This window comes from Streptomyces sp. HPF1205, from assembly GCF_020400825.1.
GTDB lineage: Bacteria > Actinomycetota > Actinomycetes > Streptomycetales > Streptomycetaceae > Actinacidiphila.
Genome location: NZ_JAINVH010000002.1, coordinates 137,598 through 151,055, shown reverse-complemented (window position 1 = coordinate 151,055; position 13,458 = coordinate 137,598). Strand labels below are relative to the sequence as shown.

Sequence of the window (13,458 nt, the reverse complement as noted above, 5' to 3'; positions counted from 1 at the left end):
CGGACGCGGACGGTGGGCCCAAGGGGCGGTCGTCGACCGCCCCTGGTGTGCGTCGGGGCCAAACCGCTACCGTGGGGCCACCTTTGCACACGCGGGAGCTCGGAGCACCGGGCTGAGAGGGCGCTGACTCGCCGAGGGCGACTGCTGCGCCGACCGCCGAACCTGTTACCGGGTAATGCCGGCGTAGGGAGTAGGTCCCATGACCATGCAGGACGCGCGCACGCCTGACCACGGCGACGCCGAGGCGGCCACCGGTACGCGAGGGGCCGAGGAGCCCCGCACGCTCGGCTGGCACAAGTCGTACCTCACCGGATCCCGGCCGGACCTGCGGGTTCCGGTACGCCGGGTGCACCTCACCAACGGCCGCGACGTGACGCTGTACGACACCTCCGGCCCGTACACCGACCCTGACGTCACCACCGACGTACGGCGGGGCCTGCCTCCGGTACGGGAGGCCTGGATCACCGGACGGGGGGACACCGAGGAGTACCCGGGGCGGCCGGTGCGGCCCGAGGACGACGGGATCAAGCACACGTCGCCGCGCGGGGGCCTGCGCAATCTCGACGCCGTCTTCCCCGGCCGCCCGCGGCTGCCCCGGCGCGCCCGTGGCGGGCAAGCCGTCACCCAGCTCGCGTACGCGCGGCGCGGGGAGATCACCCCCGAGATGGAATTCGCCGCGCTGCGCGAGAACGTGGCGCCCGAGGTCGTGCGCGACGAGATCGCCGCCGGCCGCGCGGTCCTGCCGGCCAACGTCAACCACCCGGAGATCGAGCCGATGGTGATCGGCAAGCGCTTCCTGGTGAAGGTCAACGCCAACATCGGCAACTCCGCGGTCACCTCCTCCATCGAGGAGGAGGTCGAGAAGATGACCTGGGCGACCCGCTGGGGCGCCGACACCGTCATGGACCTGTCCACCGGCCGCAACATCCACACCACCCGCGAGTGGGTGCTGCGCAACTCCCCCGTACCCATCGGCACCGTCCCGCTCTACCAGGCGCTGGAGAAGGTCGACGGCCGCGCCGAGGAGCTGACGTGGGACGTCTACCGGGACACGGTCGTCGAGCAGGCCGAGCAGGGCGTCGACTACATGACCGTGCACGCCGGGGTGCTGCTGCGCTACGTCCCGCTGACCGCGCGCCGCAAGACCGGCATCGTCTCCCGCGGCGGCTCGATCATGGCCGCCTGGTGCCTGGCCCACCACAAGGAGAACTTCCTCTACGAGAACTTCGAGGAGCTCTGCGACATCCTCGCGGCCTACGACGTCACGTACTCCCTCGGCGACGGCCTGCGTCCCGGCTCCATCGCCGACGCCAACGACGAGGCGCAGTTCGCCGAACTGCGCACCCTCGGCGAACTCAACACCGTCGCCAAGCGGCACGGCGTCCAGACCATGATCGAGGGCCCGGGCCACGTGCCCATGCACAAGATCAAGGAGAACATCGACCTCCAGCAGGAGATCTGCGAGGAGGCCCCCTTCTACACCCTGGGCCCCCTCACCACCGACATCGCGCCCGCCTACGACCACATCACCTCCGGCATCGGCGCCGCAATGATCGCCTGGTGGGGAACGGCGATGCTCTGCTACGTCACCCCCAAGGAGCACCTGGGCCTGCCGGACCGCGACGACGTCAAGACCGGCGTGATCACCTACAAGATCGCCGCCCACGCCGCCGACCTGGCCAAGGGGCACCCGGGCGCGCAGGCCTGGGACGACGCTCTGTCCGACGCCCGCTTCGAGTTCCGCTGGGAGGACCAGTTCAACCTGGCCCTCGACCCCGATTCGGCCCGCGCCTTCCACGACGAGACGCTCCCGGCCGAGCCGGCCAAGACCGCTCACTTCTGCTCGATGTGCGGGCCGAAGTTCTGCTCCATGAAGATCAGCCGGAGCATCACGGAGCGGTTCGGCGGGGAAGCGGACGCGGCCGCCACGGACGACGAGATCGCGGCCGGAATGCTGCGCAAGTCCGAGGAGTTCGCGGCCGCGGGCAACCGCGTCTACCTCCCGGTGGCCGACTGACGCGCCTGATCCGCCGACCACAGTTCGAAGGCGCCGCGCCGGCGGGTTTCCCCGTCGGCGCGGCGCCCTGTGCTCCGGCCGGCCGGTCAGTCGGTCGGTCAGTCGGCCGGTCGGTGGCCGGTCAGTCGGTGCGGCCGTCCGCGGTCGGGGTCTGGGGCGAGGTGAAGTCCGGCCGGGAGTAGCCGAGTCGCGGCAGATGGGGGGCCGATGTGGGCGTCGGCGCGGGCGTGGGCGCGGGTGCCGGGCCGGGGACGGCCCGGTCCAGCGCGTCGGTGAGGAAGGGCAGCAGGCCGCGGGCCAGCAGTGCCTCACGCCACGCGGCACGGGCGGCGGCGACCTCGGGGGGAAGGGCCTCGGCCGCGTCGCGGACGGCGGAGGAGGAGTCGCGCAGCGCCGTCAGCAGCAGGCCCACCCCGCCCAGCAGGACGGCGGCCGCGGCGACGGCGGCGAAGAACCAGCCCGCCGTACGCAGCGGGTGGGCGATTCCCGGCTCCGGCGACACCGCACCCAGGATGTATCCGATGAGCAGAAAGATGACCGCCGCCGCCCCGGCGAGCAGCGGCGTGAGGACGGCCATGACGGCGGCGATCCCGGCACCGGAGCCCGCCCCGTCGGCGACTCCCAGGGCCGCGTAGCCGAACGCCCTCCTCTCCCTGCTCCGTACGGACTCGCGGGCCGCCTCCCGCGCCCCGGCGCGCAGCGTGACGTAGCTGTCGTACTCCTGTGTGACCATGGCGGTGATGGCGTCGGCCGCGGCCAGCGCCTTGGTGCGCAACTGCTCGGCGTTCAGCGGGGAGCCGCCGTCCCGCTCGTCGAGGACGATCCGCAGCGCGTCGCCGAGGACATGCTCGAAATCCGCGCGGTCTTCGGTGAGCAGGTGTGGAGCGCTGTTCATGTGCATCCCCCGATGCTCCGACTCCCCCGTGCGAGGCCGGGTGTTCCCCGCGGGGGAACCGGCTCGCCGGCCCGAAACGCACGGGGAGCGGCGTGGCTATGGATACAAGCCGATGGTAGGGCTGGACGCCAGGTGGTGACAGGGTGCAACCAGGAAATGTACACCCCGCCAAACCCTCGGGAGCCGGAAATCAGGCCACCGCGCGCCGGCCCCTGCACCGGCCCGCGCGTCAGGGGACGAGCGGCAGTTGGGCGACCAGCAGCCGGCCGTCCATGGTGACGCCGCCGTCCATCGCCACGGCGAGGTTCTCGGCGTAGACCATGGGGCCGTTGATGGGGTGCGGCTCCTCGGCGTCGGCCGGGGACTCGCCGCCGACCTCGCCGAGCAGATACGGGATCGGGCTGTGGCCGTGCACCACCCGGCTGCCCCCGTACGTCGAGAGCAGCTCCCGGGCGGCCTGCGGGCCCCCGTCGCCCCGGAAGGCGAAGCGCTTGGTGAACTTGCGGAAAAGGTCCCAGCATTCGTCGGCGTCGCCGCGCTGCAGCACACCGGTGACGGCGTCGTTCATCTCCTCGATGCTGCTGCCGTAGTCGAGGTACGCCGTGGTGTCGGAGTGCAGCAGCAGGTGCCCGTCGGTGACGTGCGCGGCGTCCAGCCGGGAGATCCAGGTCAGGTGGCGGTCCTCCAGGCGCTCCATGTCGGAGGGCTGCCCGCCGTTGAGCCGCCAGGCGGCCAGGAAGGACGCGGTGCCGCCGGTCGAGTTGACGGGGGTGTCGCCGAAGCGGTGGGCGCCCAGCAGCAGCAGTTCGTGATTGCCCATGAGGGCACGGCAGTAGCCGCCGGCCGCGGCTGCCTCGGCGGACAACTGCATGACCAGCTCGATGACGCCGATCCCGTCCGGGCCGCGGTCGGTGAAGTCGCCCAGGAACCACAGCCTGGCGCTGCCCGCCGACCAGTGGCCCTCCTCGTCGACCAGGCCGTTCTCCCGCAGGGCGGCGAGCAGTTCGGCGAGGTAGCCGTGCACGTCGCCGACGACGTAGAGCGGCCCGGGGCCACTGCCCTTCTCGGTGTCGGCGGTGATCACCGGCAGGTCGTGGGCGGTCGGCGTGTACTCCGGCGGGACCAGCGGGGCATCGGGCCTGGTCGGCTCGTACGCGGGCGGGGCGGGCGCGGAGGCGTCGTACGCCGGCCCGCCACCGTACGCGGGCGGGGGCGCGTCGTACGGCCTGCCGCCCGGCCCGTCGTACGGCACCCGGTTGTCCTCGTACGGCGCGGGGCTCTCCTCGTACGTCGCACGGGACGCCGGGTACGGCTCCTGCTCGTACGCGGCGGGGTCGTTCTCGTACGAGGCGGCGTCGTGCCCGGCCCGGTACCCGTAGCCGGGCGCGGGCTGGTACCCGGAACCGGGTTCGTACCCCTGACCTGCCCCCTGAGTCATCGACCCCTCCACGATCGCGCCGCCATTCGCCCATCATAGGAATGACGCTGTCGCGTTGTGACATACCCAGGCACCTGGTTTTCGCAAGGTCCAGACAAACCGGCTCTTAGTCCCCGTGCGCGGGTGTGCGCGGCGGGCTCACGGTGGTGCGGTGGAGCCGGCGCTGCGAGGAGGCGCGCACGATCAGTTCGGTGGGCATCACCTGCTGGACCGGGTGCGCGGGGCCGATGCCCTCGATGGCGTCGATGAGCAACTGCACCACCGCGGTGCCGATCCTGCGCGGCTGGAGCGACAGGGTGGTGATCGGCGGGTCGGTGCCCGCGTAGCCGCCGCTCTCGCTGCAGCAGACCAGCAGCAGGTCGTCGGGGACGCGTAAACCGTAGCGGCGGGCGGCGGTGAGCAGATCGGTGCCGTTGGGGTCGAACAGGCCGTAGACGGCGTCGGGGCGGTCCGGGCGGGCGAGCAACCGGTCGGCGGCGACCGCGCCCGCGCAGGGGTCGTGCGCGGGATACGCCTCGTAGACCGGCTCCTGGCCGACCCGTTCGCACCACTCCAGGTAGGCGGTGGTGGACAGCCGGGTGTACGTGTCGGTGCTGGTGCCGGTGAGCAGGCCGATCCGGCGGGCGCCGGCGGCGGCGAGGTGGTCCAGGATGCCGAGGACGGCCTCCTCGTGGTCGTTGTCGACCCAGGCCTGTACGGGCAGGCTGCCGGCCGGGCGGCCGTCGCTGACCACCGGCACGCCCTGGCGGACGAGTTCGGTGACCACGGGGTCCTGGTCGGAAGGGTCGATCACCACGGTGCCGTCCAGCGCCACGTTGCCCCACACGTCGTGCCGGGAGGAGGCGGGCAGGATGACCAGCGCGTACCCGCGGGCGAGCGCGGCCGAGGTGGCGGCTCTGGCCATCTCGGCGAAGTACGCGAACTCGGTGAAGGTGAACGGTTCTTCGCCGTATGTCGTCACCGTCAGGCCGATCAGGCCGGAGCGTCCGGTGCGGAGCGTGCGGGCGGCGGCGGACGGGCGGTAGCCCAGCCGGTCGGCGACCTCGCGGACATGGCGGCGAGTGGCGTCGGGCAGTCGGCCCTTGCCGTTGAGCGCGTCGGAGACAGTCGTGATCGAGACTCCGGCCGCGGCGGCGACATCCCTGATCCCCGCCCGCTCCAGCCGGCGTCCGACGGGTCGACTCGCCTGATGGTTCCCTGCTGCTGTCATGGCGAGCCGATAGTAGGGCGGGGCTGGTCCGTCCGGCTGCCAGCGGCTGAACCGACCGGAAGAACGGTTTCTGCAAGATCAAAAACTGTATGCAAGGTGGAATATGCGGGCGGCAGCGCGAGGTCGGCGGGGATAGGGGGAGGGTTCTGGCGATATTCCGACCGTTGGCCCACCGGCACCGGCAACGGCAACTCACTCCTACGGGGGATGCGCGCCACCGCGTGCGCCACCGGGGCGCGTTGCCGCGCCGCGCGCGCCAGGTGTCCGCGGCGCCCCCCCGGTCCGTCGCAAAAGGGGGCTCCACAGCCGGTCCGGCCCCTCGTAGGGTGAGGCCATGACCACCCCGAAACTGCGCGCGGAACTGGACGGCATCCCGACGTACAAGCCCGGGCGACCCCCGGCCGCCGAGGAGGGCGCTCGCGCCTTCAAGCTGTCCTCGAACGAGAACCCGTACCCTCCGCTGCCCGGTGTGCTGGAGGCGGCCACCGCCGCCGCGGCGAGCTTCAACCGCTACCCCGACATGGCCTGCTCAGCGCTCACCGAGGCGCTCGCCGCGCGGTTCGGCGTGCCGGCCGCGCACGTCGCCACCGGCACCGGCTCGGTCGGCGTCGCCCAGCAACTGCTCCAGGCCACCTCGGGACCCGGCGACGAGGTGATCTACGCCTGGCGGTCCTTCGAGGCGTATCCGATCATCACACGGATCAGCGGTGCCGCGGCGGTCCAGGTACCGCTGGGCCCCGGCGAGACGCACGACCTGGACGCCATGGCCGACGCGGTCACCGAGCGGACCCGGCTCATCTTCGTCTGCAACCCCAACAACCCGACCGGCACGGTGGTGCGGCGGGCGGCGCTGGAACGGTTCCTCGACCGGGTGCCGGGCGACGTGCTGGTGGTGCTGGACGAGGCGTACCGGGAGTTCAACACCGACCCCGAGGTGCCGGACGGCATCGAGCTGTACCGGGACCGGCCCAATGTCGCGGTGCTGCGCACCTTCTCCAAGGCGTACGGGCTGGCCGGGCTGCGGGTGGGCTTCGCGGTCGCGCACGAGCCGGTGGCGTCGGCGCTGCGCAAGACGGCGGTGCCCTTCGGGGTGAGCCAGCTCGCGCAGGACGCGGCCATCGCCAGCCTCAAGGCCGAGCCGGCGCTGCTGGAGCGGGTGGCCGGGCTGGTCGCCGAGCGCGCCCGGGTGGTGGAGGGGCTGGCCGGGCAGGGGTGGACCGTGCCCGAGACGCAGGCGAACTTCGTCTGGCTGCGGCTGGGGGAGCGCACGATGGACTTCGCGGCGGCGGCCGAGCGCGCGGGCGTGACCGTGCGGCCGTTCCCCGGCGAGGGCGTCCGGATCACGGTGGGCGAAGCGGAGGCCAATGATCTGCTGCTCCGTACGGCGGAGGAGTTCCGCAAGGAGCTCTGAGCGGTCGGGCCGGCCGGGCTGGTTGGGCTGGGTCGGGCCAGGTCGGGCCCACTCCACTCATAACCATCTGAACCCCATCTGACCTGCACATTCGCCCCTTGTCACCCCCCGGTGGCAGGGGGCGAACTGCTGTGCGTGATACTAGCTTGTGAATGAGTTCACGTTCACAAGCAGCACGCAAAGGAGGCGTATCGTGCAGCTCGCCCTAGAGCCACTGAACGTCGCCCGCTGGCAGTTCGGCGTCACCACCGTCTACCACTTCCTCTTCGTCCCGCTGACGATCTCGCTGTCCGCGCTGACCGCCGGCCTGCAGACCGCCTGGGTGAGAACGGGCAAGGACACCTACCTGCGGGCCACCAAGTTCTGGGGCAAGCTGTTCCTGATCAACATCGCGATGGGTGTGGTCACCGGCATCGTCCAGGAGTTCCAGTTCGGCATGAACTGGTCGGACTACTCCCGCTTCGTCGGCGACATCTTCGGCGCGCCGCTCGCCTTCGAGGCGCTGATCGCCTTCTTCTTCGAGTCGACCTTCATCGGGCTGTGGATCTTCGGCTGGGACAAGCTGCCGAGGAAGATCCACCTGGCCTGCATATGGATGGTCTCGATCGGCACCTTCCTGTCCGCGTACTTCATCCTGGCCGCCAACTCCTGGATGCAGCACCCGGTCGGCTACCGCTACAACCCGAGGACGAAGCGCGCCGAGCTGACCGACTTCTGGGCGGTGCTCACCCAGAACACCGCACTCGCGCAGTTCTTCCACACCATGTCCGCGGCCTTCCTCACCGGCGCCGCCTTCATGATCGGCATCTGCGCCTACCACCTGGCCAGGAAGCAGCACATCGCGGTGATGCGCGCCTCGCTGCGGATGGCGCTGGTCGTCGCCGTGGTGGCGGGGGCGTTCACCGCGATCAGCGGCGACACGCTGGGCAAGGTCATGTTCAAGCAGCAGCCGATGAAGATGGCCGCCGCCGAGGCGCTGTGGGACGGGCAGAAGGGGGCGCCGTTCTCCCTGTTCGCCGTAGGCGACGTCAGCAAGGGCCACAACCGGGTGGCCGTCGAGGTCCCGAACGTGCTGTCCTTCCTCGCCGACGACTCCTTCACCAGTTACGTCCCCGGCATCAACGACGTGAACAAGGCCGAGCAGGCGAAGTTCGGCCCCGGCGACTACCGGCCGAACATCCCGGTCGCCTACTGGGGCTTCCGCTGGATGATCGGCTTCGGCGTCGTTTCCATGGGGGTGGGCGCGGCAGGGCTGTGGCTGACCAGGCGGCGGTTCTGGCTCGCGCCCGAGCGCAGAACCGGCGAGGACGACGTGCCCGCGCTGATGCTCACCAGGAACCTGGCCCTCAAGCCGGCGCTCGCCCGCTGGTACTGGCGGATCGCCCTGCTGACCATGGTCTTCCCGCTGCTGGCCAACTCCTGGGGCTGGATCTTCACCGAGACCGGCCGCCAGCCTTGGGTGGTGTTCGGCGTGCTGCGCACCAAGGACGCGGTCTCCCCCGGCGTCTCCACCGGCGAGGTTGTGACCTCGCTGACCGTCTTCACCCTGCTGTACGCGCTGCTCGCCGTGATCGAGGTGCGGCTGCTGGCCAGGTATGTCAAGGCCGGTCCGCCGGAGCTGACCGACGCGGACCGCCGGTCCCCCACCCGTATAGGCGGCGACCCGGACGACGCGGACAGCGACCGTCCGATGGCCTTCTCGTACTGATCGCGGAACGAAGAGCGAACGGAAAGAGCAATGCATCTCCACGACGCCTGGTTCGTCATCATCGCCGTTCTGTGGACGGGCTACTTCTTCCTGGAAGGCTTCGACTTCGGGATCGGCGTCCTCACCAAGCTGCTGGCCCGGGACCGCGCCGAGCGCCGGGTGCTGATCAACACCATCGGGCCGGTGTGGGACGGCAACGAGGTGTGGCTGCTGTCCGCGGGCGGCGCGACCTTCGCGGCCTTCCCCGACTGGTACGCCACGCTGTTCTCCGGCTTCTACCTGCCGCTGCTGCTGATCGTGGTGTGCCTGATCGTGCGCGGGGTGGCCTTCGAGTACCGGTCCAAGCGGCCGGACGAGCGCTGGCAGCGCGGCTGGGAGAACGCCGTCTTCTGGGCCTCCCTGCTGCCGGCTGTGCTGTGGGGCGTGGCCTTCGCCGACATCGTGCGCGGTGTGAAGATCGACGCGCACAAGGAGTACGTGGGCGGCTTCTGGGACCTGCTCAACCCGTACGCCCTGCTCGGCGGCCTGGTGACGCTGGCACTGTTCACCTTCCACGGCGCGGTGTTCGCCTCACTGAAGACGGTCGGCCCCATACGGCAGCGGGCACGGGCACTGGCCACCCGGGTCGGTGTCCTCGCCGCCGCCCTCGCCGCGGTCTTCCTGATCTGGACCCAGGCGCACACCGGCAACGGGCGGAGTCTGGCCGCGCTGATCGTGGCCGTCGCCGCGCTGGTCGCGGCCCTGGTGGCCAACCGGGCCGGACGTGAGGGGTGGTCGTTCGCCTTCTCCGGCGTGACGATCGCCGCGACCGTGGCCATGTTCTTCCTCGCGCTCTTCCCCGACGTCATGCCGTCCTCGCTCGACCCCGCCTGGAGCCTGACGGTCGGCAACGCGTCGGCCACCCCGTACACGCTGCGGATCATGACCTGGTGCGCGGCGACCGCCACCCCGCTCGTCCTGCTCTACCAGGGGTGGACCTACTGGGTGTTCCGCAAGCGCATCGGTACGCAGCACATCGCGGAAGCGGCGCACTGATGGCGGACGGTGGCGCGGGAGGCGTCGGCGGCCGGATGTTCCACGTGAAACACGGGCGAATACGGCTGATGTTCCACGTGGAACAGGAAAGGGGATGTTCCACGTGAAACCCGTCGACCCGCGGCTTGTCCGGTACGCGCGCACCACCCGGGTGTTCCTGGCCGGATCCGTGCTGCTCGGTGCCATCGGGGCCGCGCTGATCGTCGCCCAGGCGGCACTCATCGCCGACGTCGTGGTCGGCGGCTTCCAGCACGGGTACGGGCCGGGGCGGTTGCGCGGCGAGCTGTGGGCACTGGTCGCCGTGGCCCTGGGCCGCGCGCTGGTGGCCTGGCTGACCGAGCTGTGCGCGCACCGCTCCGGCGCCGCCGTGAAGTCGGAACTGCGCGGACGGCTCCTGGAACGTGCCACCGACCTGGGCCCGGGCTGGCTGACCGGCAGGCGCAGCGGTGAGCTGACCACGCTGGCCACCCGCGGGATCGACGCCCTGGACGACTACTTCGCGCGCTACCTGCCGCAGCTGGGGCTGGCGGTTGTGGTGCCGGCCGTCGTGATCGCCCGCATCGCCGCCGCCGACTGGATCTCGGCGCTGACCATCGCGGTGACGCTGCCGCTGATCCCCCTGTTCATGGTGCTGGTCGGCTGGGCCACCAGGGAGCGCATGGACCGGCAGTGGCGGCTGCTCGGCCGGCTGTCCGGGCACTTCCTGGACGTGGTGGCCGGGCTGCCCACCCTGAAGGTGTTCGGGCGCGCCAAGGTCCAGGCGGACAACATCCGCAGGATCACCGGCGACTACCGGCGGGCCACGCTGCGGACCCTGCGCGTGGCGTTCCTGTCCTCCTTCGTCCTGGAACTCCTCGCCACGATCTCGGTGGCGCTGGTTGCCGTCGGGATCGGCATGCGGCTGGTCCACGGCCAACTGGACCTGCGCACCGGACTGCTGGTCCTGGTCCTCGCCCCAGAGGCGTATCTGCCGCTGCGCCAGGTGGGAGCGCAGTACCACGCGGCGGCGGAGGGCCTTGCGGCGGCCGAGGAGGTCTTCGCCGTGCTGGAGGCCGAGTCCGCCGGGCCGGCCGGACACCGGCGGGCGGACCTGCTGCCCGCGCCTGATCTGCGGACGGCCACGATCAGCGTCGAGGGCCTGGCCGTACGGGAAGGCGGGCAACTCGCCGAGACCTCGTTCTCGCTCGCGCCCGGGGAGGTGCTGGCCGTCACCGGGCCCAGCGGGGTGGGCAAGTCCACACTGCTGAACGCGGTCCTCGGATTCGCCGTGCCGTCCTCGGGCCGCGTCCTGGTGGACGGCGTGGACCTGGCGGACATCGACCCGGCCGGCTGGCACCGGCAGATCGCCTGGGTGCCGCAGCGGCCGCACCTGTTCGCCGGCACCATCGCGGACAACGTGCGGCTCGCGCGTCCCGACGCCTCCGAAGCCGAGCTGACGGCCGTGCTCGCGGCCGCCGGTGTCCTGGCGTTCGCCGCGCCCGGTGACCTGCTCGGGGAGGACGGCAGCGGCCTGTCCGCGGGGCAGCGCCAGCGGCTCGCCCTGGCCCGTGCCCTGCTCGCCGACCGCCCCCTGCTCCTGCTCGACGAGCCGACGGCCCACCTGGACGCCGGCACGGAAAGCCGCGTCGCCGACGCGCTGCGGGAGGCGGCGGCCGGCCGAACCGTCCTCTTCACCGCCCACCGCCCCGCGCTGCTGCCACTGGCCGACCGGGTGCTCCGGCTGTCCTTCCCACCGGCCCGTCAGCCCCTCGATGGCGGGGGCGGGGTCCGGCAGGCAGAGGTCTCGCACGGCGCGGACTTCGCGTACGGCGAGGGCCTTCCGGACGGCGGGGGCGTTCCGGACGGCGGGGGCCGGGCGCACGGACCGGCCGTGTCCGCGGCTTCCGGTGCTTCCGGGGCGTCCGTGGCCGGGCAAAAAGGGCAGCCGGCGCGGGCAGGGGAGGCAAGGCAGGAAGGACAGGAAGAGCGGCTCGAAGCAGGCGGGCGGGGCCGGGACGCCGTCCGGCTCGGGCGGGGGTTCTGGGGGCGGTTCGCGGGTGCCTGCGCTCTGGGGGCGCTGGCACTGGGGTCGGCCGTGGGCCTCATGGGGACCTCGGGTTGGCTGATCAGCCGGGCCTCCCAGCAGCCGCCCGTGCTCTACCTGATGGTGGCGGTCACGGCCACGCGCGCGTTCGGCATCGGGCGGGCGGTGTTCCGGTACGCGGAGCGGCTGGTGGGCCACGACGCGGTGTTCCGCGGGCTGGCCGGGATCAGGGCCGGGGTGTTCCGGCGGCTGGAGCGGCTCGCCCCGGCCGGCTTCGGCACCGCGCGCGGCGACCTGCTCTCGCGGGTGGTCGCGGACGTGGACGGGGTGCAGGACTACTACCTGCGCTGGCTGCTGCCCGCCGTGAGCGGCGCGGTGACCGCGGCTCTGGCGGTGGCGTTCACGGCCTGGCTGCTGCCCGCGGCCGGGCTGGTCCTCGCGGTCGGGCTGCTGGCCGCGGGGGTCGGGGTGCCCGCCTTGTCGGTCGCCGTCGCGTCGCGCACCGAGCGCAGGCTGGCCCCCGCCCGGGGTGAACTGTCGACCCGGGTGCTGGGGCTGTTCACCGGAACCGCCGAGCTGACGGTGGCCGGTGCGCTTCCTGACCGCCGGCGGGAGGCCGCGGCCGCGGACCGCGCGCTGCGCGCCATCGCCGCCCGGTCGGCCGCCGCGACCGCGCTCGGCAGCGGCCTGACCACGCTGATCAGCGGTCTGACGGTGACGGCCGCCGCCTTCGTGGGGGTACGCGCGCAGCACGGCGTCACGCTCGCCGTCCTCGTCCTGCTGCCGCTCGCCGCGTTCGAGACGGTCGCCGGGCTGCCCGTCGCCGCGCGGGAAAGGCGCCGCGGCAAGCAGGCCGCCGAGCGCGTGCGGGAGGTGCTGGACGCGCCCGTGCCCGTGACGGAACCGACGGTGCCGGAGGAACCGCCCGCGACGCCGTTCCCGCTGGTCGTACGCGGTCTGAAGGCCCGGCATCCGGGGCAGCGCGGCCTCGCGCTCGACGGGGTCGACCTCACCTTGACGCCGGGGCGCCGGGTCGCCGTGGTGGGGCATTCGGGGGCGGGCAAGACGACCCTCGCCCATGTGCTCCTGCGGTTCCTGGACGCCGAAGCCGGCTCGTACACGCTGGCCGGGCGGCCCGCCGGGGCGCTGGCCGGCGACGACGTGCGTCGGCTGGTCGGGCTGTGCGCGCAGGACGCCCACGTCTTCGACAGCACGGTCAGGGAGAACCTGCGGCTCGCCCGTCCCGGCGCGTCGGACGGCGAACTGCGGCAGGCGCTGGCCGCGGCCCGGCTGGACATCGATCTGGACACGGAAGTGGGTGAGCACGGCGCCCGGCTGTCCGGCGGCATGCGCCAGCGCCTGGCCCTGGCCCGCGCGCTGCTCGCCGACTTCCCCGTGCTGATCCTCGACGAACCCGCCGAGCACCTCGACCTGCCCACGGCCGACGCCCTGACCGCCGACCTGCTGGCGGCCACCCGCGGCCGTACCACCCTGCTCGTCACGCACCGCCTCGCGGGCCTGGCGGACGGCGCGGTCGACGAGATCGTCGTCCTGGAGGGCGGGCGGGTCGCGCAACGCGGCACGTACGAGGAACTTGCCGCCGCGGAAGGCCCGTTCCGCCGCACGCTGGAGCGGGAACTCGCGGCCGACGCCGTGCTCCAGCCGGCGGGAGCGGGCGCGCGCGGATGACCGCCGGCGCCGTACCGCCTCCGCTCCAGGAG

Annotated in this window: 8 protein-coding genes and 1 riboswitch; of the genes, 5 read left to right on the top strand and 3 right to left on the bottom strand. The window is 72.4% G+C overall.

Features of this window, described 5'->3' with window-relative positions:
- Positions 1-81 precede the first annotated feature (81 nt).
- Positions 82-207, top strand: a riboswitch (TPP riboswitch).
- Entirely contained in the window at positions 200-2,017 is a 1,818-nt protein-coding gene (thiC, locus tag K7G61_RS02900; protein ID WP_225844973.1) for a phosphomethylpyrimidine synthase ThiC, read from the top strand. Its footprint overlaps the riboswitch before it by 8 nt.
- A 121-nt stretch (positions 2,018-2,138) precedes the next feature.
- Here thiC and K7G61_RS02895 read toward each other — a convergent pair whose 3' ends face one another.
- The 3 genes from K7G61_RS02895 to K7G61_RS02885 all read right to left on the bottom strand — a co-directional run bounded on the left by K7G61_RS02895 (position 2,139) and on the right by K7G61_RS02885 (position 5,560).
- Positions 2,139-2,912, bottom strand: coding sequence for a hypothetical protein (locus K7G61_RS02895; protein ID WP_225844972.1), 774 nt, complete (start codon positions 2,910-2,912; stop codon positions 2,139-2,141).
- 229 nt (positions 2,913-3,141) lie between these two features.
- Positions 3,142-4,350: a metallophosphoesterase gene (locus tag K7G61_RS02890; RefSeq protein WP_225844971.1), complete on the bottom strand. Its 1,209-nt coding sequence runs from the start codon at positions 4,348-4,350 to the stop codon at positions 3,142-3,144.
- A gap of 106 nt (positions 4,351-4,456) precedes the next feature.
- Positions 4,457-5,560, bottom strand: a complete 1,104-nt coding sequence (locus tag K7G61_RS02885; protein ID WP_225844970.1) for a LacI family DNA-binding transcriptional regulator — start codon at positions 5,558-5,560, stop codon at positions 4,457-4,459.
- A 334-nt stretch (positions 5,561-5,894) separates the two neighbouring features.
- On the opposite strand from K7G61_RS02885, the gene hisC reads away from it, so the two are divergent.
- From hisC to cydD, 4 genes are all read left to right on the top strand, one after another.
- Complete coding sequence (gene hisC, locus K7G61_RS02880) at positions 5,895-6,971, top strand: histidinol-phosphate transaminase (RefSeq protein ID WP_225844969.1); 1,077 nt, start codon at positions 5,895-5,897, stop codon at positions 6,969-6,971.
- A 193-nt stretch (positions 6,972-7,164) separates the two neighbouring features.
- Positions 7,165-8,679, top strand: coding sequence for a cytochrome ubiquinol oxidase subunit I (locus K7G61_RS02875; protein ID WP_225844968.1), 1,515 nt, complete (start codon positions 7,165-7,167; stop codon positions 8,677-8,679).
- A gap of 30 nt (positions 8,680-8,709) precedes the next feature.
- Positions 8,710-9,714 carry a cytochrome d ubiquinol oxidase subunit II gene (gene cydB, locus K7G61_RS02870; RefSeq protein WP_225844967.1) on the top strand — a complete coding sequence of 335 codons (1,005 nt, stop codon included), beginning with the start codon at positions 8,710-8,712 and terminating at the stop codon, positions 9,712-9,714.
- Positions 9,715-9,808: 94 nt separating this feature from the next.
- Complete coding sequence (gene cydD / locus K7G61_RS02865; RefSeq protein WP_225844966.1) at positions 9,809-13,426, top strand: thiol reductant ABC exporter subunit CydD; 3,618 nt, start codon at positions 9,809-9,811, stop codon at positions 13,424-13,426.
- Positions 13,427-13,458: the final 32 nt, after the last annotated feature.

What these genes read in the sequence shown, in the direction of transcription:
- thiC (WP_225844973.1), top strand. Translation starts at nt 200, where the DNA reads ATGACCATGCAGGACGCGCGCACGCCTGACCACGGCGACGCCGAGGCG.
- K7G61_RS02895 (WP_225844972.1), bottom strand. Translation starts at nt 2,912, where the DNA reads ATGAACAGCGCTCCACACCTGCTCACCGAAGACCGCGCGGATTTCGAG.
- K7G61_RS02890 (WP_225844971.1), bottom strand. Translation starts at nt 4,350, where the DNA reads ATGACTCAGGGGGCAGGTCAGGGGTACGAACCCGGTTCCGGGTACCAG.
- K7G61_RS02885 (WP_225844970.1), bottom strand. Translation starts at nt 5,560, where the DNA reads ATGACAGCAGCAGGGAACCATCAGGCGAGTCGACCCGTCGGACGCCGG.
- hisC (WP_225844969.1), top strand. Translation starts at nt 5,895, where the DNA reads ATGACCACCCCGAAACTGCGCGCGGAACTGGACGGCATCCCGACGTAC.
- cydB (WP_225844967.1), top strand. Translation starts at nt 8,710, where the DNA reads ATGCATCTCCACGACGCCTGGTTCGTCATCATCGCCGTTCTGTGGACG.
- cydD (WP_225844966.1), top strand. Translation starts at nt 9,809, where the DNA reads ATGTTCCACGTGAAACCCGTCGACCCGCGGCTTGTCCGGTACGCGCGC.